The following is a 25,941-nucleotide window of genomic DNA, read 5'->3' as shown; positions in this document are numbered from 1 at the left end:
CTAATAATCTGCGTATGTTAAAGCTGTTGTCTGTCGTTAAGACTGCATATACTGATGCAGCTTCTGCTGAATCTCCGCCAGTAACTGACGGCCTAGCTCATGCTGGGGGTCCAGCTTCAGCAGCTCATTAATAGCCCGAATGGCTTGACTATACTCCTTCAGCTGCGAGTAAGCAAGACCTGTGAGCAAAAATGCGTCCACTGACAAAGAATCGAGCTTTATAGCCTCCTGCAGCAAAATAACAGCCATCCAAAGCTGCTGATCCGATTCCTTGAAATATTTTTGCGCCTGATGGATCAATTCCCTGGACTGTAAATGCTCCAGATGAAAATTATACTGGTTTTCGTCGGGCTCCAGCCGGATAGCTTCCTTTGCGTGCTCGATCGCCTTCCCCAATTTATTGCTTCTGGCATACGTAATCGAAAGCTTATAATGAAAGGCGGCATTGTGAGGCTCTGTGGCAACAGCCTGCTCGAACCATTCAATGGCCTGCTCGAAATCGTTCATCAAGATTGATTCGTACGCCTTCTTTATTTGATCTTCTCCATCCATATGCCCATCCTCCTTTTTCAAGGTGATGGTACAGCATATGAAAATTAGCCATTATCTGTGTTAATTTTTGTCCATCGGTCGGCATCGCGCGTCCGGAATTTATGCATGATTTTATCATGCGCTTCCGTCAAATCGATTCCCAAAGAATTAGCGAAGCAAATCGTAATAAACAAAATATCCCCGAGCTCCAGCTCAATCGAATTGTCCGCTTCCGTCGCTTTCTTCGGCTTTTCGCCGAATTGATGATTCACTTCGCGCGCCAATTCTCCAACCTCTTCCGACATTCGGGCCAGCATCGAAAGCGGGCTGAAATACCCTTCCTTGTACTGCGAAATATATTGATCCACTTCCTGCTGCAATTGCTGCAATGAGCGCTCTGCCATATTTTTCACCAACCTTGTCTTTGCTGCGTAATAACACAGCTTCCATGTTCGGGTATGTAACGATTTCTCTTACCATGTTATCGCAAACCCGAAGGGATGACAAATTTTTTTTGCTTGCTTTACATCGCCAACCTCGATAGACGCGTCCACCCTTTAAGACGGCAAAGCGTTTATTCTGGCCGGCTAATTACGCATACTAAGCAGCAGGCAGGATTAAGAAAAGCTTCTGATCGAAGCCCTTTCGACGAAGATACATTCGTGTTTTTGATGTAGCTTTTCTTGCAATATCAGAATTGTTCAGCTCCGCTGAAAATATATAAATTCTGATATTATAAGAAAAGCTTCTGATCGAAGCCCTTTCGACGAAGATACATTCGTGTTTTTGATGTAGCTTTTCTTGCAATATCAGAATGGTTCAGCTCCGCTGAAAATATATAAATTCTGATATTATCAAAAAATTGGAGGGCTGTTCATGTCAACCGTACAATCGAGTGTTAGGCTGCAAGCTGTCCCCCCCATTATGCTGGGCTCGGCCATTTATGCATTCGGACTGCATTATTTTGTCATTTCGAACGAGCTGATGGAAGGCGGAATAACCGGCATTGCCCTGCTGCTCAATTACATTTTTCAGTTTCCTCCTTCTTTAACCACATTTCTCATCAACGTTCCCTTATTTGGTTTGGGCTGGAAATTTCTTGGAAAAGAATCGATGATTTATTCGATTGCGGGTACGCTGTCTCTCTCATTCTTTTTATGGATCATGGAATGGTTGATTAAATATCAATGGATTGTTCCGTTTCGTTCGCAGCATGATTATTTTTTGGCGACCGCCTATGCGGGCTTAACATTGGGGACCGGACTTGGAATCGTTTTCCGGTTCGGAGGGACGACCGGCGGGTCGGATATCATCGCCCGGATCGGTCAGAAATGGAAAGGCTGGAGCATGGGACAGGTGATATTGATATTTGACGGATTGGTGATCGGCTCGGCGCTGTTTTTCATTCCGAAAGAAAAAATTTTGTACACATTTGTTGCCGTCTTTATTACATCGAAGGTGATCGATATTATCATCGAAGGGGCGTACGCGGCACGCGCATTCACCATTATTACGGATCACGCGGAAAAGCTCGTTGAAGCGATCACCGCGGAAACCGACCGGGGAGCCACTATTCTTCCCGCCATCGGCGGATACTCGAAGCTGAACAAAAATATCGTGTACTGCGTCGTTTACCGGCAGGAAATGAAAAGGCTCAAAGACTTGACCCGTTCCATCGACCCGTCCGCATTCATAATTATCAACGAGGTCCACGATGTGCTGGGAGAAGGCTTTAAGCCTGAATAGTGAAAGTAGGCTGAGGCTGCACGTATTCAACCGCCTTCCGTCGGCTTTTTTACCGATACGAGCCCCCCGTCCTTTTTGGCCAGCCGCCATCCGGCAAAGCCCAGTGCGGCAATAATAAACGAACCGATCGCCAATATCCACAGGATCGGATTTTGATCGTCGACAATCGGCAAATAAGCGGTCGCTTCTCTTTTCATAAACAGCTTATCGAGATGCTGCCGTACCGTCGGCAATATGTTTATGACCTGCTTGAATGTGTCTTGATCGGAACGGACTTGTCCGGACAAGTAGCGGGTTAACGAATCCAGCTTTTCCACATCGGATGGATTGGAGCTTATGAGGAGGCTCGGGTGAATGACGGAAAGATGCTGTTCGAACTGCTGCTCCGTTTGCTGCATATCCGTCTTTTTTTGTTGTTTTGCCGTTTGATCCAGTTGATCCAGATCATTTTGCAAAATTTTGTAGTATTGCAGCCACATCGGCTGCGCCGTATGCGTCAACGCATCGGCAGCGAGACGAATTTTGGCCGCGGAGACTTGTCCTTCAATCGGCGAAAAACGCACCGCATTAAACACTCTCTTTGCATCCGTCACCGTTTCGGTTAAAGCGTTCATCCCTTCGACGGTCGTTAAGCCTTCATAGCGGATTTGCGTAAGCTGCTCGCCGATTTGCTGAAGCGCATTCCGTCCGCCCGTCACATCGCCTTTCATTACCTTATCGTACATATCGTCCGCCGTTTGATTCAGCAGCTCCACCTTTTGCAGCTGCTCCTGCGTAGGCTTGACCATCGCTTTATCATGCGTGCTTGGTTTGGCAGGCTGGCAGCCCGCGATCAGCGCTACACCGAGCAGTACGGCCAGCAGAAAGCCAGTCCCTTTGCTTTGGCTAAAGTACCACATCGTACATCCCTCCTACCATCATCGTATGGAGGGATGTCCACATTTAGACCTGACGTTTTGCCAAAACGCTGCGGATTTTCATTAATACAAACGCTACAATAATGCTTATGAAGCTCAGCTCGACTGTAAACGCCGCGACTGCCGGCAAATCATCCTCCAACGATTCCGGCAGCCATGGATACACGCCGACGCCATAGTCCATATAGTCGTTCCAGAAAGCCCATGCAGCAACTATGAAAATTGGAGCAATTCGGTACGTGTACAGCTGCAGGTAGAGCAGCGCTTCCGCAGCCATCCCCAAATGGGACACGGTCAGCATCCAGCCCTGCCATCCGACGGCATCGCCTTGATAGGCGCCGGCCCAAATCATGCTTACCGCCCATATTCCGTATTTAAAGGAAGTTATGACTGCAAATGCTTCGATAATGCCGCGCACCCAGCCCGGCTTCGGCTGCTTGGCCAGGCCGCGGTAAGAATCAGCCAGCAAATAACCGATCACCGCGGTAAAAAACAGGCTTGCGGTTGGACTATCAGGCACAAAAGGGAGATAGGCTGGCGACAAGTTTTCAGCGGTATATATGAGCTGGTTCCAATACCATACGTACCCGTAAATCGTGCCGAGCAGGTTGACCCAAAACAAGCTCCACAGCATCAAACGGCCGGATAAAAACGTTTTGGACAAATAATATTTTAACGGCATGCTTAACAAACGATCTTCCTCCCGTATTAGCTCTTCCGGCCGGGATATGCGTTGCGTCTCGGCCCTTTGTATGTGCTCGCCCGACCTTGGGCAAGCACTTGAATGATTGCATTGCCTGACAATGCTCCTCTCGTTGACAAGGATTAACGGCTTCGCCGTCCATATAGGAGTCGAGCGCGTTTATCAAGGCTGTGCGAAGCAATGTATAAAATCTTATACTTTCTAGGCGCGCTTCAACTTGAAAAAAACCTGACCGTTCGTACGGTCAGGTCATTCGGGCTATTCCTTTTTCTGTTTGGCCAGCCATTCCGCCAACTTGGTAATGTCGGCATCCGTCAAGCCTTTCTTAATGTTGTCATCATATTGAGCGGCCATATTGCCTTGACCCTTCTTAATGATGTTCATAATTTCATCCTGGCTGTGCTTGTCGCCGACACCGCGCAGAGCGGGAATTCCGGAGGACGGCATCCCTTTCAGGTCGCCGCCGTGACAAGAGACGCAAGTCGCTTTTTTGTAAAGTTCAGCAGCAGGGTCATCCGCAGCGACGATCGATGCGGCCGCAGCCGGCTTTTTGGCCGCGCCGCCTCCGCCGTCACCTTTGCCTGCATGCATTTCTTGCTCACGCTTAATATGCTCGGGAATAATGTTTTTATCTTTCAGTTCATGCTCGTAGTGAGTCCACGAAACGACGGTCAAGTATGTGCAAGCAATCAGGGTTAACATCATTAATGCCGATGTGATCGGACGTTTGTAGAAACGTCTTTCTTTACCGGTGTCGAGGAAAGGAGCAACCATCAGACCGCCGAACATAATCGCGGGAACGATAACCGTACCGAACACAACGAATTTGTCGGATGTGTAAGGGTATTTAAGCAGCTGGTACAAAAATAGGAAGTACCAGTCGGGCATTGGAATAAACTGCGTATTGGTCGGATCAGCCGGATAGCCGAGCGGAGCCGCTTCGGACATTACCAGGCACAGAATACCGACTAGAACGACAACCGCAACCATCCACTCTTTCAAAAGAAAGTTAGGAATAAATACTTCCGACTTCCCGGGATAAGCTGAAAAATCCGGCTGTGGTAAACGCGAGGACTTGGCGCGAACGCGTGAATCCCCGACATATACGATTTTTTCATCAGACTTGTGACCATGTGCCATCAGGACGCACCTCCTTGCTTTCTATTAACATTAAGGAAAGCTCATGTTCATTTAAAGCGCCGAACGCGCATTTCGCTTATAGCGGACCGGAAATCCCTTGTTTACGAATCATAAAGAAGTGTCCCGCCAACAGGGCAAGCAGTGCGCCTGGCAAGAAGAACACATGCAATGCGAAGAATCTTGTCAATGTCTGTGCTCCTACGACTTCTCCGCCTTGAAGGAATGTCTTGACATATTCGCCGATGAAAGGAGCCGATGCGGCGATTTTGATGCCAACCTGCGTTGCGAAGTAAGCTTTGTTATCCCAAGGCAGCAAGTAGCCGGTAAAACCAAGCCCCAGCATAACGAAGAAAATCAAAACGCCCACAACCCAGTTCATTTCACGAGGCGCTTTATACGAGCCTGTAAAGAAAACGCGCAGCGTATGTAGGAACATCATAACGATAACCAAACTCGCTCCCCAGTGATGCATACCGCGCACGATGACGCCGAAAGCGACTTTGTGCTGCAGGTAGTCGACACTCGCGTAAGCATTGATAATGTCCGGAACATAGTACATGGTCAGGAACATACCGGAGAGAATTTGAATAACCGTAATAAAAAACGTCAAGCCGCCGAAACAATAAACAAATGCGGAAAAATGGTGCGCCGGGTTCACGTGCTCAGGCACTTCGTGATCGGCAACATCTCTCCACATCGGCGTGATATCAAGACGTTCATCAATCCAGTTATACATGCTTTTAAACATCAGATCTTACGCCTCCTTATACCCTTTTGTTCGGACCGAGCTGTCCTAAGTAGACAAAACCGTTTTCGACCTTGAGATCGTATTGATCCAACGGCAGCGGTGCGACAGCAAGGTTCTTGCCGTCAGCCGTATAATGCGCGCCGTGGCAAGGACAGAAGTACTGGTCTTTGAACTCAGGGTTTGCATTCCAGTTCACTGTACAACCAAGATGCTTACAAGTCGGATTCAAGGCGAAGACGTTGCCGGATTTATCCTTGGAGATCCATGCTTCCAACTCAGGATCGCTCTCGTACCAGCCGTCGACCTGATGCACTTTAAACTTAAAGGATGTCGGTACATCGGTAATCTTCGAAGCCTCGACAACTTTGACCCAAGCCGCTTGCGTTTTCGGTTGAAGAACCGGATCAATAGCAAAGCGAAGCATAGGAACAATCATTCCGGCGCCCATAAATGCTCCTGCTCCACCCAGGGTATAAGATAGAAACTGTCTGCGCGACATCTCGCGGCGCTTGACAGGCTTTTCCCCTTGATGCTGCGCATCATGATTATTGTGCTCACTCATTCTCGTTCTACCCCCTTTTGCAACATATATCACGTCGTTCGACATAACTTTACAACACATACTAGGACATTACTAATAATAGCCTACGAGTTAGGGTGCGTCAAGAATATTGCCTTCTGTTTCAAGGCTTCAAAGCTTGTCCCCGCAGTAACTTTTAACCAAATTGTCACATCTGCCCGCAGAGTCAAATCTTCTGTCCTATCCTTAGAATTAGCAAAATTGCCACACAACATACACGCTTTACAAACGATCACAGCAGAGCCGGTCAACCCCGTTGAAGCCTGTCCGCTCTCGTACGGATGCGTTGTAAATCGGGTCAATCATCACCGCTTGCAGCTCCCCTATCAGCCTTCTGAATTGGCGGACCATAGTTGCTGCAGCTTCTGCGCGATTTGCCGCTTCACTTCCGGCAATGAATCGTTCAGCATAACCGGAGGGAGCGTCAGCGCACAGTCGGCCCCCGATTCGGATAAGATATTTTCCAGCTCCGCCTTGGCGCCGATCACAATCAGGTAACGAAACCCGCTGTTTTTCAGTCTGGCGCAAACGCGCTTCAGCGTTTCGGAGCCGCATTCTTCGTCGGTTATAAAATGAAAGGCCGGATACGTCAGCACCCTCCCTTTATAAGGTATTTCCAGGCAATCCAAGGCATCTCTCAGCTGCTCCAGAGCGCGCGTCGCTTCCCAAGGCTGCTCCGAGCCGGTCAATCCCGTCACGGGCAGCACGCAGGTATCGACGTAAGGTCGCAGTTCGTCCCAGGCTGTCTCTTCCACATCGCTAAATTTCATCGGTAACTTCCTCCCTGTAGTTGTACAAGCCGCATCAGGACATGCAGCCGCAATCCTCACTGTAACACAGAAAAAAAGACATATGAATCGGGTTCATATGCCTTTCATTAAAATGTCACAACCTAAAGCTCATGAGCGTCCGGTTATTTTCCATGATTGTAGAGAGATTTCAGTTCTGTCGTGAGAGCTAGAAAAGTCTTTTCATCGCCTTTGGCCAAAGCCAAATCAATCTCTTTGTACAAATACTGTTCCTTATGCTTCCGGATCGACTCGTCAAGCACCATTTCAGCAAACAAGCTCAGCATCATATCATTGGAAACGTTCATCTTGCTCATAGAACCACCTCCAGCCCATGGTCGCGCTTTATTATAGTTTATTACAAGGGTTCAACATGCTGCCGGTACTCGCTGCCCTTGATGACGTAGCTTTCCATCGTCCTCCGCATTCTTTGCAGGTCGTCTTCCACCAGCTCGCGGGTAACTTTTGCGGGGGATCCCAGCGCGAGCGTATAGGAAGGAAGCTTCTTATTCTCGGTAACCAAAGAACCTGCTCCTACTAAAGCATATTCACCGACGTCGGCTCCGTTGAGTACAATAGCCCCCATGCCGATTAATGTGCCTTTACCTATCCGGCAGCCATGAATAATCGCTCCATGTCCGACCGATACTTCATCCTCTACAATGAGCGGCTGATCCACATTTACATGTCCGACGCAGCCGTCCTGAATGTTGCTTTTGCGTCCGATGCGAATTGGGGCCAGATCGCCGCGCAGCACCGTGTTATACCAAATCGTCGCCTCCGCCTCAATAATGACATCCCCAATGATTTGAACACCCGCCGCGATATAAACGGATGGGTGAATTTGCGGCGAGATGCCGTTATAGCTATACAATGTCATGCTTTTATTCCTCCATGGCCAATAGTTGGTGGAGAGATTTTAGCAAGCCTATAAGCGATTGTCAAATGGGAGCACGATAAGATCGTCTTCCGCGACATAGATGCCTTGCACGATGCTGCTGCCAAGCCTGGTCATTTGCACGACCGCGCCTTTCTCGTCATGCTGACCCAGCCTCAATAAGCCAAGATGCATCATCATGTGCACGATCCGCTGTTCGAGAATCGATTCGGGCGAGTCGTAATAAAACGGGCGAACCAACGGAATTAACGCCGTTTTGAGCGATGCGACCGTCACCCATTGCTTGGTTAGCTTTTCCATCCAATATGCAAGCGATTGCAGATTCGGGATAGCTCCTTTATATAGCCTTAACCAGAAGCGGTACACTTGAAGCAAATCTTCCTGAGCTCCCGAGGCAAGCCATTCCGCCCCCTTCGGGCTTAAAGTTAACGCTTGATTAGACTCGGTGATCAGCTCATGGAAATAACAGTAATCGTAGATGAATGAGAAACGGTTCGGATACTCCTTGCACATTCGTCCGTAGCCGAATCGCCACGCCGTCCTGCCGACCGGCTCTTCCTTCACGGACAGACGGTCCAGCACCTGCTGCAAATAACGCTTATACATATAATTTTCCGCCGTCAATAAAATCTCCTGCTGCCCGACGAAATGAAGAAAATGACGAATATCGTCGAGGATCAGCTTCTGTTCGTCACGATAGACGGAAGGCTCGCCGATCGTCTCCAGCTGTTGTTGAAACTGCTTGCCCAGCGCATCGTCAAACCTGCGTTTGAGATCGGCGGGCACCTGGAACAAATAACGTGTATTTTGGGAATAGCCGTTGAACAACCAGCCCCGTCGTTTAAACCGGGCGATCAGCTCCCGCGGATTCCAGTCATCGTTGTCTTCTTTGACAAACCGGCTTTGCTGCGCACGGGCGATGAGTTCTTCAAGACTGAACGAGCCCCTTTTATCAAAGATGAGCGAATTCAAAAAACGAACATCCTCGATGGACAGCTCGACGACTTGTCGTTCAAACACTTCCCGCCTGCTGACCGTCGACAAAATCGATTGAATCAGCTCATTTTTAGAGTGGCCGTTGCATTCACAGTTATACGTAATGGCAATCCGGCTCAAGTCGTGAATATCCGCATAGCTCAACATATCCGCTAAATTCATGGCACTCTACCTCCCGTTCATGCTTAGTACTCATTATTGGAAGATGCGCTGAATTTAAACGCGGCGGCGGCAAAAACTTTTCAAGACACCGTTTGTCACTTTCCTTAGATTCAAAAAAAAGCCCGGATCAGGGCTTTCATCGAATCGAATCCGTATTATATTCCCGCCAAATGGGCGGTACAATTCAACAGCTGGCAGGTCCAGGCCGACAAATCCCGTGTCATAACGGTCAACGAAGTATTGCTCAAATGCGAATCGACCGGCTTGCCCATCAAGTGCTCCAGCACCGGTGCAATATACCCGCCATGGCTGACGAGCAGAACCCGTTTGCCGTTCAGCTTCGGCTCATGCTCGGTCAAAAACGAAAACCATCGCGCCATTAACGCTTCATCGTTTTCCATTCCAAGATCCAGCTCTCTCCAGCTTTCCCCCCAGCGGGCAACCCGATCTTCCAGCGTCGTCCCTTCCAATTGTCCGAAGTGGCGTTCCCTCAGTCTGACGTCGACACCCCACATGGGGGTACCGGTTATACTTGCAATCGTCTGGGCAGTTTGTCTGGCCCGGATCAGATCGCTGGACATGATGCCGTCCCAAATCTCATCCTTTAACCGCTCGGCCAACAGCTCGGCCTGCCGGATGCCGACCGCCGCCAAGTCCGTATCCATCTGCCCCTGCATGCGCCCGGCCAAATTCCATTCTGTCGTACCGTGCCGTATCAATCCCAATGTCATCATCATCCCTATGTCACTTCCCGTTCCGTATTAGTTATTAATGCGAGTTTGCATTGAACCTGTGATTCAGCCACCGGCAACAAAAAAGCCCCGCTCGGGGGCGCTGCGCGCAAGTTTTAAGATTTCGTTCTCGACAGCCAATTTAAAATTAGCAGCGTGCAGGTCAAGCCGAACAATGAAATAAACAGCATATAATCCTGATACGTGTGAAACGGACCGACTTGGTACATAAACGGCTCGTTGAAGCCCTTCAAACTGGCGACAGCGGACGGCATCGTATGTACGTTCATCGATTCCGGCTTGCTGCCTGCAACGACAACCGGATCGCCGATCCGACCGAATACCGAGGAATCCGCGCTCGCTGCATATTCTCCCGGCCCCTGCTGATGGGTAATCGAATAAATAAAAGAAAACATAAACAGAGCGAGGCAAAAGGCGATGGCCGCCGTTACATTTCTCCGCAGCTTATATGAGATCGAGTACAGCCGGTCAGCGACGGGCACTCTCCAGCCTTCATCCTCGTAGATCCGCTTCATAACGCTGCTCGAGATCGGCGTCGGACTATCATCCAGATCTCCCGCAACCGCGGCCGATTTGATGAGCTCCGTGCTTTCCAGCCACAGCTCAAATTCGGCCCGGCAGCTCGCGCAATGCTCGATATGCTCATCGACCCGCTGCTTTTTTAAATCATGCTCGGGCAAATCCCAGTAGACGCCGAACAATTCTTGAATGTCTTCACATTTCATTATCGTTTCATCCCTTCATACTCCTCAAAAATCGGATCAAGAAAGTATGGTTCCAATTGAAGCTTTACACTCGCTCTTGCCCTGAACAGCAGCGATTTAACCGAGCTTACTGTTTGTCCAAGGATATTCGCAATCTCCTGGTAGTCCAGTTGCTCGTATTCGCGCAGAATGAGTGCGGACCGCTGTTTTTCCGGAAGATTATTTATCGCATCACGAACCATCGTCACTTTCTCGTTGCGCAGCGCGCTCAGCTCCGGCATTGCGTCCAATCCGGCGTGAGGCTCATGCCCGCTTTGATCCAACGAAACGTTGTTGTTTTTATTTTTACGCAATTCGCTTAATACCGTATTTCTCGCGATCGTATATAACCACGTTGAAAAAGTCGCTTCCACTTCACGAAAGGAATGAAGACTGCGGTACGCTTTGTAAAACGTCTCGTTGCACAAATCTTCAGCCATCGTTTCCATCTTGGCGCTTTTTAACATGTGATAAATAAACGCTAATATTTTACGTTCGTAACGCCGCATTAAATCATCATATAATTGGACGTTGCCGTCCTTGATCTCTCTGATCAACTGGGAATCGGTCATGCAATACGACCCTCCTTGTGATTCCTAGCTTACCCCCAGCGATTCTAAAAAGTTTTACTGGCCGGGAGTAAAAAAGTTGCGCACATTTTCAAAAAAATTAATGAATATTTGCAGTATCTTATACCATTCGGTAAATGTAGTCAAAATTCCTGCTTAATCGACATCTTCGGAATTATTTTCAAAAAAAGGATCATATTCCTACTACAATCAGTGTACGAAAATGATACCGAAAAAATAGCACTCCGGCAACAAAAAAAATAACCACCTTTTAAATAAAAGGTGGCTGCACAGAGTGCACATGATTCGGATAGGAGTGGAGAGAAACCATACTGTACTTTTATTATATGTATCCGTTTTCAAAATGTCAATGGTTTTTTTGAAAACGCTTTATTTTTTTTATTTTCCTTCACTTTTTTAGGGGACGGGCGCGTTGTCCAGGTTGGCACTCCAACGAAAAAAGAAAGAATTACACGTGAACCGTGTAATTCTCCTGTTTTAACAGCTCCAGCGCCCTGTCCAAATGAGATTCCTCGCGGAACGACAGTCGGAGCACGCCCGGCACATCCTCCCGGCTTTCAATAATATGAATGTTGCTCAGATTCACTTTTTGATTGCCGAGCAGCATCGTAATTTGTCCGATAATTCCCGGATGATCCGGCACGTCGACATAAAGCTCGTATACCGAGGTCAACACTCCTTTACGGCGCTCCGGAAGACTGCTGCGAAATTCGCCGGCTGTTTGAAACTGCTTCGCGATGCCGTCTCCGTCCTGCTCCTCGAGCAGCCGGATAAAACGGTCGACTTCCCGGTTCCAATCGGCAAGCAGCTTCAGCATGACCTCGCGGTTATTGATTAATATATCGCGCCAAATGATCGGATCGCCCGAAGCAATCCGCGTAATATCGCGGAATCCGCCGGCGGCCAAATTTTGGTACAGATCGTTCGACTCGTTGTAGCCGGCGATCTGGTTGACCAGGGCAACCGCAATAATATGCGGCAAATGGCTGATCGCGCCCACCACCTCGTCGTGCAGCACCGGATCGACCTTGATCAGCTTGGCCCTCGTCCACTCCAGAAGCTCCGCCAGTTTGCGGTAAGCCTCGTCCGGAACCGACGCATCCGGCGTAAGCACGTAAAAGGCATTTTCAAACAAATGCGAGGTCGCGGCCTCGACGCCCGACTTCTCCTTGCCGGCCATAGGATGGCCGCCGATGAAGAACGCCCGATTCAACTGAAGTCTGGCCGCGCAGGCTGCGATGGACGCTTTCGTGCTGCCGACATCCGTAATGATGCAGTCCGGCTTTAACGGTATCGCAGACAGCTTGATCAAGTATTCGTCGAGATTGCCTACAGGTACGCACAGAAATATAAAGTCTGCGTCTGCAGCCGCTTCCTCCATCGAGGTGGTGGCATGATCGACCACCTGGCGCTTTATATATTTGTCTACGGATTGCGGATTATTGGAGTGGCCCACGACCGTAAGTCCCGGCTTTCCCTTGAAGCAGAGCGCCAGCGAGCCGCCGATCAGGCCGACGCCGAAAATAACGATTTTTGTCATGAACAGGTTCCTTCTACACGTTAATAGTCCGGATGCGTTTGCCGGATAATCCTTACGCTTCTACTGCAACTTCGTTTAGCGCCAACTCCAGCGCGCCGATGAACTTTTCATTTTGCTCCTGGCTGCCTACGGTGACGCGGATCATCGTCGGCAGCTTCCAGGACGGATCATGACGTACAATAAGGCCTTTGCGCAGCAAGGATTCGAACACTTGTCCGCCCGGACGCTGCACGTCGACCATCATGAAGTTGCCGTGAGCCGGGTAATAGTTCAGCTTCAGCCGGTCAAACTGCGCGGAAAGGTATACGATCCCTTTCGCATTCGCTTCGCGGCAGTCCGCAATAAACTGCTCGTCCTTCAATGCCGCCAGCGCCGCCTTCTGGGCAAAGCCGGTCGTGTTGAACGGCTCGCGCACCTGATTGACGGAACGAATGACATCCGCATGACCGATCCCGTAGCCGATACGCAGGGAAGCCAGACCGTAAATTTTCGAGAATGTACGAAGAATAATGACGTTTTTATATTGATTCGCCAAGCCGATGCTGTCGGGATATTGTCCGCTCACATTGTACTCGGCATAAGCTTCGTCCAGTACGACGAGCACATGCGCAGGTACCTTGCTCAAGAAACCGGCCACTTCCTGATGCGAATTCATCGTGCCGGTCGGATTATTCGGATTGCACAGCCACAAAATTTTCGTCTTTGCGTTAATGCCGGCGAGCATTGCATCCAGATCGTGGGTTCCGTCCTTAAGCGGAACTTCGATGCAGACGGCGCCTTCGATCTCGGCATTATGCTTATATTGCGGGAACGTCGTATTGGCCATGATCGTTTCATCCCCGGGCTCCAAATAAGCGCGAGCCAGCATTAATATGATTTCATCCGAGCCCGCCCCGAATATAATCTGGTTCGTCTCAACTTTGAAATATTCGGCAATCGCCGCTGTCAGCTCGACCGCTCCGCCATCCGGATAGATGCTCGCCTGATCGACATGAGCAATGATCGCTTCTTTGGCTTTCGGGGAACAGCCGAACGGATTTTCATTGGATGCCAATTTAATGACTTCGGTCAATCCGAGCTCTCGCTTGACTTCTTCCATCGGTTTGCCGGGCTTGTACACCGGCAGGTGAACAATATTTTTCTTAGGCTGCACGCAAGGTCACCTCATTCAATTAATTAAAATTCAGCAGTTCGGTATTTATCATTTATTGGCTGCACATGCAACTAAAACATAAACATTATTTTAACTTATCTGTTTCGCACTTACCAGTATATTTCATATTTAATTTGTCAGGGCTGAAAATCGAAGGCGATTCCATATAATGGTATTCATTGTTTAAACAATATGGTATTCTAGTGAACGTGTCCTGAAGTTATCCTCAATGCCCTAATCCCCTTTTAAACGACAGCCTCCCACAACCGAATACGAAATTGTAAAAAGGCAGGTAGATCAACATGCTGCGACATATGCCCCGTTCGAAGAAAAATATGGTGATCGCCGCGACCGTACTCCTGGCGCTCGTTGCGGCCTCGTTCTTGTTCGCGGTCAACGCGGCCCATAAGAAAGCGATTTACCCCAAGACGCCGCGGCAGGTCGTAGATCTATTTTTCCAGGCGGCCATCGCCGGAGATGCCAAGCAAATGGTTTCCGTATCGGTAGATCCGTGCATCGAAAGCAAAAGGGAGAGGCTCGACTATTTTTCCGGAGACCAGTTTACCGCCGACCCCCTCCTTTCTTATCAGATTGTGAGCTCGAATCCGATCGATCCGTCCACGGAGCAGTATGTGATCAGATTCACATCGAAATCGGGACCGCAGATCGGCGATCTGCCATACCGTATTATACTGATAAACAACGAATGGAAGCTTGTGTTTGACCGATTTGCAATAGACGGGATACCGAATTCGCCCACTTACGGGAGCGTTTCGCGAATAAACGGCTGCGAAGCGCGGGAAAGTGCGGTTGACAAGATCAAGGACCGGATAAAATCATTTTTAAAATAATTTCGGTTCCACGGCTTCCGGCGCTGAAAATCAAGAACCGTCCCAAAAGGGGAAATCGAGCGATTCAGTCACGAATCAGATGCGAAAGACGCCTCCAAAACCGCTTGTAAGCGAACATGGTGGCGTCTTTTTGTAAGCAAATTCATGATTGCATTGGATTAAGTCATGATTGAATAAGATTGCGTACAAATGTATCGATTTGCGACAACGCTTCGGAACGGGTGCTCTCCTGCTCGAGCAACGGCAGCACTTCCTCCACCTGTCTCACCAGTGCGCTGCCGACGACGATGCCGTCGCAAGCCTGTGAAAAGCGCTTGAACTGCTCGTTCGTCGAAATGCCGAAGCCGATCGCGACCGGAAGCGCAGTCGACTGCTTGACGGTATCCAGGAAGCCGTCAATGCCGCTGTGGAACTGCGTTCGCGTACCGGTAACCCCTAAGGACGATACGCAGTATACAAACCCGGAGGCGCGCGATACGATCCGCTTGATCCGGTCGTTTGAAGTCGGCGCTACGAGCGGGATAAGATGAATGCCATGACGCTCGGCGGCGGCCCGCACTTCCGCATCCTCCTCCATCGGCAAATCGGGAATAATAATGCCGCTTATGTCGCTTTCCTGAAGAAGTCCGAATATGCGATCCAGGCCGAACTGCAGCACCGGGTTGTAGTACGTGAACAAAATGAACGGAAGCTCGCAGCCTTCGCTTCTGGCTTGGCGGGCGGCCTCGATGCAATCGCGGATCGAAACCTTGTTGTTTTTCAACGCCCTGCCCGATGAGCGCTGGATGACCGGACCGTCGGCCAGCGGGTCGGAATATGGCACGCCCAGCTCCACCATGGTTGCGCCGGATTGCTCCAGCTGCTTAATAATATCGATGGAGGTCCGGACGTCCGGATCGCCGATCGTCAGAAAAGGAATAAATGCGGGCTTGTTCTGATCTTTCAATTCGGCAAATGCCCGATCAATGCGATTCATTCGGCGACCCTCCCAAATATTTCATAATCGCTTCCACATCTTTATCACCGCGTCCCGACAAGCTGACGACGATAATCTCGTCCTTGCCCATCGTCGGAGCGATCTTCATCGTCTGGGCTATCGCATGGGCGCTTTCGAGCGCCGGAATGATGCCTTCCGTCCGGCTCAGCAGCTGCAGCGCCTCAAGCGCTTCCTTATCCGTGATCGGATAATATTCCGCCCGGTTTGAATCTTTCAAATGCGCATGCTCGGGTCCGATGCCCGGGTAATCAAGGCCGGCCGAGATGGAATGCGCTTCTTGCACCTGCCCGAATTCATCCTGCAGCAAATAGCTCATCGAGCCCTGGAATACGCCGTGGCTGCCTTTGGTCATCGTCGCCGCATGCTCATTCGTATCGATTCCTCTGCCCGCCGCTTCGGCGCCGATCAAGCGTACGCCCTCGTCGTCGACAAACGGATAGAAGATGCCGATCGCGTTGCTGCCTCCGCCGACGGCGGCAATTACTGCATCCGGCAGCCTGCCCTCCTGCTCGACTATTTGCGAGCGCGACTCGTCGCCGATAATGCGCTGAAAGTCGCGGACCATCATCGGATACGGATGCGGGCCGGTCGCCGAGCCAAGAATATAGAACGTGTCGTCGACATGACTAACCCAATAACGCAGCGTTTCGTTACAGGCGTCCTTCAGCGTCTTCGTGCCGGAAGTGACCGGAACGACCTCGGTTCCGAGCAGATTCATCCGGAACACGTTCAGCTGCTGGCGCTTCGTATCTTCCTCGCCCATAAACACTTTGCACTCGTAGCCGAGCAAAGCCGCTACGGTCGCCGTCGCTACGCCATGCTGGCCTGCGCCGGTTTCGGCAATCAGCTTCTTCTTGCCCATCCATTTGGCCAGCAAGCCTTGACCCAGCGCATTATTGATCTTGTGGGCGCCGGTATGGTTCAAGTCCTCGCGCTTCAAATATATTTTCGCGCCGCCCAAATGCGCGGACAATCGCTCCGCATAAAACAGCGACGTCGGTCTTCCCGAATAACGGTGAAGCAAATATTTCAGCTCCTGCTGAAACTTCTCTTCTTTGACATATTTTTTATAGGCTTCTTCCAGTTCGATTAGAGCGTTCATTAAAGTTTCAGGAACGTAGCGTCCGCCAAATTTGCCGAACCGCCCTTGTTCATCAGGCACGTTATACACGCCGCTTCACCCTTTCGACAAAGCTGATTATTTTATTCACATCTTTCACGCCGTCCGTTTCAACGCCGCTTGATACGTCCACGCCGTCCGGAGCGTAGGCTTCGATCAGTTCGCCGACATTATCAGACTGCAGTCCGCCTGCCACCAGCAATCGGATGCCTGCCTCACGGCACCAGGTCCTATAAGGAGGAATGGACTCCCAGTCGAATGTTTTGCCGGAGCCCCCTCCGTGCGTATCTAGCAGGATCGCCTCCACAACGCCCTTATACGGCTCCAGCAGAGCACGGACAGCGGCTTCCGCCGGCTGTTCCGGACTTTCTGCCGACAAAGCGGCTTCATCATTATCCGTCTTCATGACTTGCGTCTGTGTGACGGAAACGACCTTCCACACCTTGGCACGGGGATATGCCTCCTGCACCTGCCGGCAAAAATCCGGGCTTTCCTGTCCATGCAGTTGAATCACGTCAAGCGGCGCTTCGGCCATTACGGCAGCCAGCTCGGCCGGCTGCGGATTGACGAAGACGCCTACCGTAAGCGGCACACGGCCGCCAGACCGGCTTCGCTCCGCCAGTACGTCCAGCATCGCGCCCGCCTGCTGCGGCGTCACCTGGCGCTTGCTTTTGGCAAATAAAAAGCCGATATAGTCAATCGGCAGGTGCAAAATGTCGCGCACCGTATCCGGCCGCTGCAGACCGCATATTTTCACCGTGCTCATAAACGGATCACTGCTCCTTTACCGGAAGCGGCCCCAGCAGCTCATGTACCGCCTGCCCGATCTCCGGCTGCCGCATAAAATGCTCGCCGACCAGCACGGCGCCCGCTCCGATCGACTGCAAATAGCCGATTTCCGAAGCTTTCGAGATGCCGCTTTCGCTGACAACCTTAACGCCCTTCGGGATATAGCCGATCAACTCCTCGGTCGTCTTCAAGTCGGTCACGAACGACTTCAGGTTGCGGTTGTTAATGCCGATCAAGCTCGGGCCGTCCAGCTCCAGCACCCGGTCCAGCTCTTCTTTATCATGAACCTCGATCAGCACATCCAATCCCAATTGTTTGGCCGCGGCGGAAAACTGCTTCATTTGACCGGTCGTCAAAATGGCCGCGATCAGCAGAATCGCGTCGGCTCCGATAACGCGCGCTTCATAAATTTGATGCAAATCGATCGTAAAATCTTTGCGCAAAATCGGCACGCCCACCGCCTGCCTGATTTGGCTTAAATATTCGTTCGAGCCTTGAAAATAGTTGACATCCGTCAGGACGGAAATACAGTCTGTACCCGCCGCTTCATAAGCCTGCGCCAACCGGACCGGCTCGAAGTCCGCGCGGATCAAGCCTTTCGAAGGCGACGCTTTTTTCACTTCGGCGATGAGACCCATGGACCGGTTGCGCCGATCCGCCAACGCCCGCTCGAATCCGAGGCAGGCGGGCAGCGACATGATTTGTTTTTCCATGTCCGACAGGCTGATCCGGCTTTTAAGCGCCGCGACCTCCTGCTGCTTGGTAGCTACGATTTTATCAAGAAACATGGCTGATTTCTCCCGTAAATTGAACTAATTGCTGCAGTTTGGCGGCGGCCTGCCCCGAATCGATCACATGGGCCGCATATTTGACGCCCTCCTGCAAAGTGCCGCATTTGCCCGTTACGTAGAAGCAGGCGCCGGCGTTGGCCAGCACGATATCGCGGCATGCTCCTGCCGCCCCTCCGAAAATGCTGCGGATAATTTCCGCATTGACGACAGGGTCTCCGCCGATCACTTCCTTCATATCGTAGGAGCGCAATCCCAATAAATCGGGGGTCACGTCATACGTGATGATGTCCCCGCTCTTCAATTCCGTCACCTGCGTCGCGTCGGAAATGCTGATTTCGTCCAGCCCGTCATAGCTGGCGACGACCAGCGACCGTTTCACGTTCAACGCCTGCATGACGCAGGCGATCGTTTCCGTCTTGCCGCGGTCGAAAATGCCGAGCACCTGACGGTCGGCACCGGCCGGATTGGTCAGCGGACCGAGCAGGTTGAACACGGTGCGGATGCCAAGCTCTTTGCGCGGCGCCGCCGCATGCTTCATTGATTGATGATACAGCTGCGCGAACATGAAGCAGATGCCGACCTGATCCAGGCAGTTTGCCGCCTGCTGGCGGTCCAGCCCGATGTTGACGCCGAGCGCCTCCAGCACATCCGCGCTGCCGCTTTTGCTCGACATCGCGCGGTTGCCATGCTTGGCGACACGGATGCCGCCTGCCGCCGCCACGATGGCCGCCGTCGTCGAAATGTTAAACGTATCGGCGCCGTCTCCCCCGGTGCCGCACGTATCCAGCAAATCGGCTTGCTCCGTCTGCACCCGGTTCGCCTTGAAGCGCATCGCCTCGGCGAATCCGGTAATTTCCTCAATCGTTTCGCCTTTCATTCGAAGCACGGTCAGAAACCCGCCGATTTGCGCCGGCGTGGCCAGACCGTCCATAATATCGGACATCACCTCGTTAGCTTCGGCACGTGTCAAATGCTGCGCTGCGACGACCTTTTGAATCGCCTGCTGTACCGTAATTTTATTTTCCATTGCCAAACTGCCTCCCCCAATATAAATTAAGCAGCCGTCAAATGCATAATGCCGGTAGCGGCTGTCGACCGTACGAACGAATCAATGATAATAATCGTGGTTAATCACGGCATGGGCATACGATTTTTGGGCGAATACCGCTTCGGCGGTACGGATCGATTTCAGCATCCCTTTCGCTTTATTCACCGTTTCCTCGTACTCGTTTTCCGGAATGGAATCCCAGACAATGCCGGCTCCCGCCTGCACGTACGCTTTGCCTTTCTTAAAGACGATGGTGCGGATCGTGATGCACGTATCCATATTGCCCGAGAAGCCCAAATATCCGATTGCGCCTCCATAAGAGCCGCGCGATTCGTTCTCCAGCTCGGCGATAATTTCCATCGCCCTCAGCTTGGGGGCGCCGGATACGGTGCCGGCCGGCAGGCAGGAGATGAATGCATCGAAAAAATCTTTACCTTCGGCGATCTTTCCGGTCACATTCGAAACGATATGCATGACATGCGAATACCGCTCGACCTGCATGAACGTATCGCAGTGCACCGTGCCGAATTCGGATACGCGGCCGAGATCGTTGCGGCCCAGATCGACGAGCATCAAATGCTCCGCGCGTTCTTTTTCATCGGCCAACAGCTCGCGTTCGTACGCTTCGTCCTGCTCCGGCGTTTTACCGCGGGGACGGGTGCCGGCGATCGGCCGCGTATCGACCTTCTCATCCTCCACCCGAACCAGCAGCTCAGGCGAAGTGCCGACGATCACCTCATCGTCCATTTTCAGCACATACATATAAGGGGAAGGATTCATCGTGCGCAAAATCCGGTAAACATGCAAAGGCGATACATCGGTTTCGATCTCGAAGCGCTGTGACAGCACCACTTGAAAAATATCGCCGGCGCGAATATATTCCTTCGCTTTTTCCACGTTGGCGATGTACTGCTCCTTGGTCATATTCGAACGAATCTCGCCCAAATCCACTTCGTCCGGTATCGGCTGCTGCGACATCGACATGGTAGGAAGCGGACGTTTGAGACGTTCGATCGTCTCATCGATTTTGGCGCAGGTCGCTTCATAGGCCGCAACGATATCCGCATCGGTGCCATGCTTAGGGATGTGCACGTTCGCGATTACTTTCAATTGCTGCTTGAAGTGGTCGAAGACGATGACCTGATCGCACAGCATGAACTGAATGTCGTTCATTTCCAGATCGTCGATCCGGTGAGCCGGCAGCTTTTCATAATATTGCAGCAGATCGTATCCGAAGAAGCCTACCGCTCCGCCTGTAAATCTCGGCAAGTCCGGCAGAGAAGGACTCGAATAAGCCCGCAAATACCCTTTCAGCACATCGATCGGCTTTTGCTGCGTCTGCGTCTTGCCCCCCTGGCTCTCGATCGTTGTCACACCGTCTTTGGCCGTAATCATCAAAAACGGATCGGTACCGATGAACGAATACCTTGCCCATTTCAATCCGCCTTCTACGCTTTCCAGCAGAAATGAACGCTTCTCCTGGTAAAAATGCTGAAATACCCGAATCGGCGTCTCCGTATCGGCCATAATCGACCGGACAACGGGAATTAGATTGTACTGCTTGGACAAGCGAATGACTTCCTTGGCTTCCGGTGTGTACATGTTCACTCTCTCCTTTACTCATCTCAAATGGGCCTTTAAGATCCCCCGGTTATCCCGGAATTTGCTGTGCATCATTTCCTGGGCAACAAAAAAACCTCTACGTCAAAGTAGAGGCGGTTTCGCAGTTTGATCATTCCACAACGCAGCTCCCGAATGCTGAATGACAATAAGGAATAAAAGTGCAGGAAAGCTCCATACACACGGGAAACGCGGGAATCCGGAATAACACTCGGCTCAACTCTGCTCTCACTTGCTCACTCTACTCTGCTCAACTCAAACTCACTCAATCACTACTGTAACTATACTATTGCTTCTATGCTTTTGTCAATTTCGATAAATCAGGACGAAGACGCATCGCTTCCCGCAAATAAACATGAACGATTTCATCCTGCTTCTTTTCCGTATTGACCATCACCATCAAGCGGATGCACAGCGGCAAGCTGCCGACTACCGGCACTTCCAGCGAGCACATTAATGGAACAAGCTCCCATCCCGGCATCGCACGAATCGCCGCCGCCGGAAAGGTTGCTGTAACGTCGGTCGTAACGGTAACAAAAATACTGGCGATTTCTTCAGGAATAATGCTGTTTTCGGCAATAATTTGATTCAATAATTCCGTTGTCGCCGTTAAAATTTCCGCTGCTTCATTATGCTCGACTGTAGTCGCACCGCGAATTCCCCGAACAAACATGGACTAGGCCTCCTGTTTCAATTCCTCTACGACTTCTCTCACCCATGCCGCAGATACGTTTTTGTTAATTTCCACTTTTCCGATTTCCGTTGGAATAATGAAGGTCATCCGGCCTTCCATAAATTTCTTGTCGTGCATCATTGCGCTCATGATCGCCTCGGTTTCCAGATGAGCCGGCAGACGAACCGGCAGGCCGAACGTTTGCAAAATCCGTTTCGTTGCCGTATAGATCTGCCCGGAATAGCCAAGTCTCATCGCCAGCTTGGCAGCGCCAACCATGCCGATCGAGATGGCTTCGCCGTGAAGCAGCTCGCCGTATCCCGCTACCGCCTCCAGCGCATGGCCGATCGTATGGCCCAAATTCAGAATGGCGCGAAGATCGTTTTCTTTCTCGTCCTTGGACACGACCGCCGCTTTCACCTTGCAGCCCTCGTACAAGCCGTACTGCAGCGCCTCCTGATCGAGCGAAATGAGCTTCTGCGCATTTTGCTCCAGCCATGCCGTAAATCCGGCATCCCAGATCAAGCCGTGCTTGATCATTTCCGACAAGCCGGCACGCACTTCACGGTCCGGCAGCGTCTTCAGCGTAGCCGTGTCGTACAGCACCATTTCCGGCTGGTGGAACGCGCCGATAATGTTTTTGGCGAGCGGATGATTCACCGCCACTTTGCCGCCGACGCTGCTGTCATGCGCCAAAATCGTCGTCGGAATTTGCACGAAGCGGATGCCGCGCATATAGCTGGCGGCGACAAAGCCGGCAAGATCGCCTACGACGCCGCCGCCTAAAGCGATAACGGTCGATTTGCGGTCGAGCCCCGCCTGCAGCGCGGCACCCACGATGTCCTCCAGAACGGCGAGCGATTTCGATTTCTCGCCCCAAGCAGCCGTATAGGAGACCGTCGCGTACCCGGCTTCCTTCAACCGGGCTTCAACCGCCCCGAGATGATGCTCCGCCACATGCGAATCGGTCACAATCAGCAGCGGCGAGCCTTTTCCGATTGCGTGCTTGGCGAAAAGTTCCCCGATTTGCCCGAGTACTCCCTCTCCGATATAGATCGGGTAAGAACGCGCGCCTAAATCTACTGTCAGCTCTTTCATCCGTTTCAGCACCCCATACCGTCCGAATTAATACTGCCTGATTTGTTCCAAGTAGCCGTTATAGTTATTGCGGATTTCTTCCAGCGAATCGCCGCCGAATTTGTCGAGGAAAGCGTTGGCCACTTCCCATGCCACGATATTTTCCAGAATGACGCCTGCCGCCGGGACCGCACACGTATCGGAACGCTCCACCTGGGCGGTGAACGCCTCCTTCGTATCGATATCGACGCTTTGCAGCGCTTTGTACAACGTCGATATCGGCTTCATAACGCCGCGGACAACGATCGGCTCGCCGGTCGTCATGCCGCCCTCAAACCCGCCTGCGCGATTCGACGCACGGTAAAACCCGCGGCCTTCCTCATACATGATCTCGTCGTGCACCTTCGAGCCTCTGAGCTTCGCCGCTTCGAAGCCGATGCCGATTTCACAGCCCTTGAACGCTTGAATCGACAGGACCGCCTGAGCGATACGTCCGTCCAGTTTGCGGTCCCATTGCACATGGCTGCCCAATCCGGCCGGGACGCCTTCAACGATGCATTCCACTATACCGCCGAGCGTATCGCCATCTTCCTTGGCGGCGTCGATCGCGGCGATCATCTTCGCTTCGGCTTCCTTGTCCACCACGCGGACCTGGGACTCCTCGGTGATACGGATCAGCTCGTCGATCGGCAGCTCCTGGCGGTTTACCTCCACCTCGCCGATGCGGATGACTTGTCCGGCCACTTTAATGCCGAAGGCGGCCAGAAATTGACGGGCTACCGCGCCGACCGCTACGCGCATCGTCGTTTCTCTGGCGCTTGAGCGCTCCAAAATATTGCGCAAATCTTTCTGATTATATTTCAAGCCCCCGTTCAAGTCCGCATGTCCGGGACGCGGGCGGTTTACTCTGCGCTTCGTTTCGTCACTGCCTTCGATCGGCTCGATATTCATGACGGACGTCCAATGCTTCCAGTCATTATTTTCAACAACGAGCGCAATCGGCGCGCCGGTCGTTTTTCCGTGTCTTACGCCTCCGACAATGTTGGCCGTATCCTTCTCGATCTGCATCCGGCGTCCGCGGCCGTATCCTTTTTGACGGCGCGCCAGCTGAAAGTTGACCTCCTCAAAATCGATCGTTACATTGCTCGGAAACCCTTCAATGATCCCGGTTAATTGTGGACCATGCGTTTCCCCTGCCGTTAAATATCTCACGTGTTTATCCCCTTTCATCCTATCGCCAAAAAACGCGGCTGTCCGCTGCGGTCAAGCCTGGTGCCGGGTGTGCCTGTCGACCTGCTCCGGTTCGCACACCAGACGCTTTAACGCTTTTATGTACTCAATTCATGTGCTAATTATAGTATAGGTACCACGGTTTGACAAGAAAAGGGCTACAAAAAACACGCCGCAGCGGCTTGACAGCCGCAGCAGCGTGTCTTGTTTCAAACGGTTGCCGCACGAATGAACCCGTCATCCGTTTACCGGCTGCTTTTTCGGATTACGCGGCAAACCGTTCAGCTCGGGATCCTCTACCAAACCGACAATCTGGGGCGTATCGATGCCCAAAATTTGCGCGCATTCCTGAATCGTAATAAAGCCTCTTCGGTATGCCATGATCACTTTTCGTTTATCCACCAGAGCCCCTCCCGATTATTCTTCTGCTGCGTTGACAGTCAGCTCTTCTCATACTAGTAAGTATGGGGAACTATGGAAAAAAACATACATGGCGAGTGGCGAGGCCTATTCCTTTTTACGGTAAAAGAATGTTTCCGCCGTTTCCAGCCCGTATTGGCCCGGCGAAAAAATTTGCTCCGTGCTGCCGACAAACAGAATGGCTCCGGGCTTTAAAGCTTTGGCGAACTTGTGATAGAGCTCATGCTTCGCTTCTTCGGTAAAATAGATCATCACGTTTCTGCAAATGATGAGATCGAATTGCGTATCGAATGAGTCCGTTAATAAATTTTGCTTCTGGAAGCGAATGCCTTTCTTCAGCTCCTCCGAAATGAGGAAGGTGGCCTGCTCCCGCTTGTAATATTTGGCCAAATAATGGGACGGCACATCCTTCACCGACCGGTCGGAGTAGATGCCCTTCTTCGCCTTAGCCAAAGCGCCGTCGTCGATGTCGGTCGCGAGCAGATGCGCATCCTGAAGCGCATTCAATTGGTCCAAAATCATTGCCAGCGTATACGGTTCTTCGCCTGTAGAGCAGGCTGCGCTCCAGCATTTCAGCCTTTTGCTTTTGCGCAGCATATCCGGGATGAACGTCTGCTCGAGCACCTGCCAACGGTTCGGATTGCGCCAAAACTCCGACACATTAATCGTCATTCTGTCCAGAAACTCATACAGCAGCTCCTTGTCCTTCGCCATGGCTTCGAAAAATGCGGCAAACGTCGCATATCCTTTTTTCATTCGCAGCGTCGTCAACCGGCGTTTCATTTGCGCTTCTTTATATTGTGAGAGATCAATGGATGTATGGTCTTTAACTTTTTTTATAAAAAATAAAAAATCTTGATCCTCCGTCATGCCGTTATCCCCATCCTAAATCCACGATTGCACCGCTTTGCTGTATGTAAGCAATTCCTCCGCGGTAAAGAAGTTTGCTATTTCCCGCTGCGCGCTTTGCGGAGAATCCGAGCCATGGATCAAATTCAAGTTCGTATGAACGGCGAAATCGCCGCGAATCGTTCCGGGAGCGGCTTCCAAAGCACTTGTTTTGCCAATCATCGAGCGCGACAGCGCAATGACATCGTCCCCTTGCCAAACCATGGCAAAAACGGGGCCGGATGTGATGAAATTGACGAGTTTTTCAAAAAAATCTTTCCCAAGATGCTCTTGATAGTGCAGCTCCGCCTGCTGTCTCGTCATATGAATCAGCTTGGCGCCGATCAGTTGAAAACCTTTCCGCTCAAACCGCTTCATAATTTCTCCAATCAGCCCGCGCTGTACGCCGTCAGGCTTGACCATTAGAAATGTGCGTTCCATCTACCTATT

At 51.3% G+C, this 25,941-nt stretch carries 30 protein-coding genes; 2 read left to right on the top strand and 28 right to left on the bottom strand.

The window, feature by feature from the left end; all coding sequences use genetic code 11:
• Positions 1–36: 36 nt before the first annotated feature.
• Both E1757_RS05820 and E1757_RS05815 read right to left on the bottom strand, forming a co-directional pair.
• Positions 37–552, bottom strand: coding sequence for a tetratricopeptide repeat protein (locus E1757_RS05820; RefSeq protein WP_133225909.1), 516 nt, complete (start codon positions 550–552; stop codon positions 37–39).
• Positions 553–596: 44 nt separating this feature from the next.
• On the bottom strand, positions 597–935 hold the full coding sequence (locus E1757_RS05815; protein ID WP_133225908.1) for a nucleotide pyrophosphohydrolase: 339 nt from the start codon (positions 933–935) through the stop codon (positions 597–599).
• Between the two features lie 472 nt (positions 936–1,407).
• Between E1757_RS05815 and E1757_RS05810 the strand changes: the two genes are divergently transcribed.
• Positions 1,408–2,277: a YitT family protein gene (locus E1757_RS05810; RefSeq protein WP_133225907.1), complete on the top strand. Its 870-nt coding sequence runs from the start codon at positions 1,408–1,410 to the stop codon at positions 2,275–2,277.
• Between the two features lie 26 nt (positions 2,278–2,303).
• Here the strand turns inward: E1757_RS05810 and E1757_RS05805 are convergent, their stop codons facing one another.
• The 14 genes from E1757_RS05805 to hisC form a co-directional block, all read right to left on the bottom strand.
• Positions 2,304–3,176 carry a sporulation protein YpjB gene (locus E1757_RS05805; RefSeq protein WP_133225906.1) on the bottom strand — a complete coding sequence of 291 codons (873 nt, stop codon included), beginning with the start codon at positions 3,174–3,176 and terminating at the stop codon, positions 2,304–2,306.
• Positions 3,177–3,219: 43 nt separating this feature from the next.
• The gene (locus E1757_RS05800) at positions 3,220–3,876 is read right to left on the bottom strand and encodes a DUF1405 domain-containing protein (RefSeq protein ID WP_246079079.1); all 657 of its coding nucleotides are present in this window, start codon (positions 3,874–3,876) and stop codon (positions 3,220–3,222) included.
• 279 nt (positions 3,877–4,155) lie between these two features.
• A complete protein-coding gene (locus E1757_RS05795; RefSeq protein WP_133225905.1) occupies positions 4,156–5,037 on the bottom strand; it encodes a menaquinol-cytochrome c reductase cytochrome b/c subunit in 882 nt (293 codons plus the stop codon).
• A 76-nt stretch (positions 5,038–5,113) separates the two neighbouring features.
• Positions 5,114–5,785 (bottom strand): menaquinol-cytochrome c reductase cytochrome b subunit, encoded by a 672-nt coding sequence (qcrB, locus tag E1757_RS05790; RefSeq protein WP_133225904.1) that lies wholly within the window; start codon positions 5,783–5,785, stop codon positions 5,114–5,116.
• A gap of 16 nt (positions 5,786–5,801) precedes the next feature.
• A complete protein-coding gene (locus E1757_RS05785; protein WP_133225903.1) occupies positions 5,802–6,347 on the bottom strand; it encodes a Rieske (2Fe-2S) protein in 546 nt (181 codons plus the stop codon).
• A 344-nt stretch (positions 6,348–6,691) separates the two neighbouring features.
• On the bottom strand, positions 6,692–7,135 hold the full coding sequence (locus E1757_RS05780) for a DUF2487 family protein (protein ID WP_133225902.1): 444 nt from the start codon (positions 7,133–7,135) through the stop codon (positions 6,692–6,694).
• Positions 7,136–7,278: 143 nt separating this feature from the next.
• Positions 7,279–7,470, bottom strand: a complete 192-nt coding sequence (locus E1757_RS05775) for an IDEAL domain-containing protein (protein WP_133225901.1) — start codon at positions 7,468–7,470, stop codon at positions 7,279–7,281.
• A 41-nt stretch (positions 7,471–7,511) separates the two neighbouring features.
• Entirely contained in the window at positions 7,512–8,033 is a 522-nt protein-coding gene (locus E1757_RS05770; RefSeq protein ID WP_133225900.1) for a gamma carbonic anhydrase family protein, read from the bottom strand.
• 48 nt (positions 8,034–8,081) lie between these two features.
• The gene (locus tag E1757_RS05765; RefSeq protein ID WP_133225899.1) at positions 8,082–9,209 is read right to left on the bottom strand and encodes a hypothetical protein; all 1,128 of its coding nucleotides are present in this window, start codon (positions 9,207–9,209) and stop codon (positions 8,082–8,084) included.
• A 155-nt stretch (positions 9,210–9,364) separates the two neighbouring features.
• Positions 9,365–9,946, bottom strand: coding sequence for a histidine phosphatase family protein (locus tag E1757_RS05760; protein WP_246079036.1), 582 nt, complete (start codon positions 9,944–9,946; stop codon positions 9,365–9,367).
• Between the two features lie 110 nt (positions 9,947–10,056).
• Entirely contained in the window at positions 10,057–10,686 is a 630-nt protein-coding gene (locus E1757_RS05755; protein ID WP_133225898.1) for an anti-sigma factor family protein, read from the bottom strand.
• Entirely contained in the window at positions 10,686–11,276 is a 591-nt protein-coding gene (locus tag E1757_RS05750) for an RNA polymerase sigma factor (RefSeq protein WP_133225897.1), read from the bottom strand. The genes E1757_RS05755 and E1757_RS05750 overlap by 1 nt, the downstream gene beginning before the upstream one ends.
• Positions 11,277–11,742: 466 nt before the next feature.
• A complete protein-coding gene (locus tag E1757_RS05745; RefSeq protein WP_133225896.1) occupies positions 11,743–12,834 on the bottom strand; it encodes a prephenate dehydrogenase in 1,092 nt (363 codons plus the stop codon).
• Positions 12,835–12,886: 52 nt separating this feature from the next.
• A complete protein-coding gene (gene hisC, locus E1757_RS05740; RefSeq protein WP_133225895.1) occupies positions 12,887–13,987 on the bottom strand; it encodes a histidinol-phosphate transaminase in 1,101 nt (366 codons plus the stop codon).
• Between the two features lie 302 nt (positions 13,988–14,289).
• Here hisC and E1757_RS05735 point away from each other — a divergent pair, with 302 nt between their 5' ends.
• Complete coding sequence (locus E1757_RS05735; protein ID WP_133225894.1) at positions 14,290–14,838, top strand: hypothetical protein; 549 nt, start codon at positions 14,290–14,292, stop codon at positions 14,836–14,838.
• A 163-nt stretch (positions 14,839–15,001) separates the two neighbouring features.
• On the opposite strand, the gene trpA is transcribed toward E1757_RS05735, so the two are convergent.
• The 12 genes from trpA to ndk form a co-directional block, all read right to left on the bottom strand.
• A complete protein-coding gene (trpA, locus tag E1757_RS05730) occupies positions 15,002–15,814 on the bottom strand; it encodes a tryptophan synthase subunit alpha (protein WP_133225893.1) in 813 nt (270 codons plus the stop codon).
• Positions 15,801–17,006 (bottom strand): tryptophan synthase subunit beta, encoded by a 1,206-nt coding sequence (gene trpB, locus E1757_RS05725; protein ID WP_133225892.1) that lies wholly within the window; start codon positions 17,004–17,006, stop codon positions 15,801–15,803. The genes trpA and trpB overlap by 14 nt, the downstream gene beginning before the upstream one ends.
• Positions 16,999–17,721: a phosphoribosylanthranilate isomerase gene (locus E1757_RS05720; RefSeq protein WP_133225891.1), complete on the bottom strand. Its 723-nt coding sequence runs from the start codon at positions 17,719–17,721 to the stop codon at positions 16,999–17,001. The genes trpB and E1757_RS05720 overlap by 8 nt, the downstream gene beginning before the upstream one ends.
• Positions 17,722–17,728: 7 nt before the next feature.
• Positions 17,729–18,532, bottom strand: a complete 804-nt coding sequence (trpC, locus tag E1757_RS05715; RefSeq protein WP_133225890.1) for an indole-3-glycerol phosphate synthase TrpC — start codon at positions 18,530–18,532, stop codon at positions 17,729–17,731.
• The gene (gene trpD / locus E1757_RS05710) at positions 18,522–19,562 is read right to left on the bottom strand and encodes an anthranilate phosphoribosyltransferase (protein WP_133225889.1); all 1,041 of its coding nucleotides are present in this window, start codon (positions 19,560–19,562) and stop codon (positions 18,522–18,524) included. Before trpD ends, trpC begins: the two co-directional genes overlap by 11 nt.
• An 81-nt stretch (positions 19,563–19,643) precedes the next feature.
• The gene (trpE, locus tag E1757_RS05705; protein WP_133225888.1) at positions 19,644–21,185 is read right to left on the bottom strand and encodes an anthranilate synthase component I; all 1,542 of its coding nucleotides are present in this window, start codon (positions 21,183–21,185) and stop codon (positions 19,644–19,646) included.
• A 313-nt stretch (positions 21,186–21,498) separates the two neighbouring features.
• Positions 21,499–21,876: a chorismate mutase gene (gene aroH, locus E1757_RS05700; RefSeq protein WP_133225887.1), complete on the bottom strand. Its 378-nt coding sequence runs from the start codon at positions 21,874–21,876 to the stop codon at positions 21,499–21,501.
• Between the two features lie 3 nt (positions 21,877–21,879).
• Positions 21,880–22,974, bottom strand: coding sequence for a 3-dehydroquinate synthase (gene aroB, locus E1757_RS05695; protein WP_133225886.1), 1,095 nt, complete (start codon positions 22,972–22,974; stop codon positions 21,880–21,882).
• 27 nt (positions 22,975–23,001) lie between these two features.
• Positions 23,002–24,165, bottom strand: a complete 1,164-nt coding sequence (gene aroC, locus E1757_RS05690; protein ID WP_133225885.1) for a chorismate synthase — start codon at positions 24,163–24,165, stop codon at positions 23,002–23,004.
• A gap of 255 nt (positions 24,166–24,420) precedes the next feature.
• Complete coding sequence (locus E1757_RS35680; RefSeq protein WP_165971972.1) at positions 24,421–24,585, bottom strand: hypothetical protein; 165 nt, start codon at positions 24,583–24,585, stop codon at positions 24,421–24,423.
• A 105-nt stretch (positions 24,586–24,690) separates the two neighbouring features.
• Positions 24,691–25,473 (bottom strand): CheR family methyltransferase, encoded by a 783-nt coding sequence (locus E1757_RS05685; protein ID WP_133225884.1) that lies wholly within the window; start codon positions 25,471–25,473, stop codon positions 24,691–24,693.
• A 15-nt stretch (positions 25,474–25,488) separates the two neighbouring features.
• Positions 25,489–25,932 carry a nucleoside-diphosphate kinase gene (gene ndk, locus E1757_RS05680; protein WP_133225883.1) on the bottom strand — a complete coding sequence of 148 codons (444 nt, stop codon included), beginning with the start codon at positions 25,930–25,932 and terminating at the stop codon, positions 25,489–25,491.
• Positions 25,933–25,941 lie beyond the last annotated feature (9 nt).

This window comes from Paenibacillus piri (assembly GCF_004354045.1).
In the GTDB taxonomy this organism is placed as follows: domain Bacteria; phylum Bacillota; class Bacilli; order Paenibacillales; family NBRC-103111; genus Paenibacillus_S; species Paenibacillus_S piri.
Note: the sequence above shows the minus strand (reverse complement) of the source record. Positions and strands in the feature narration are given on the sequence as shown.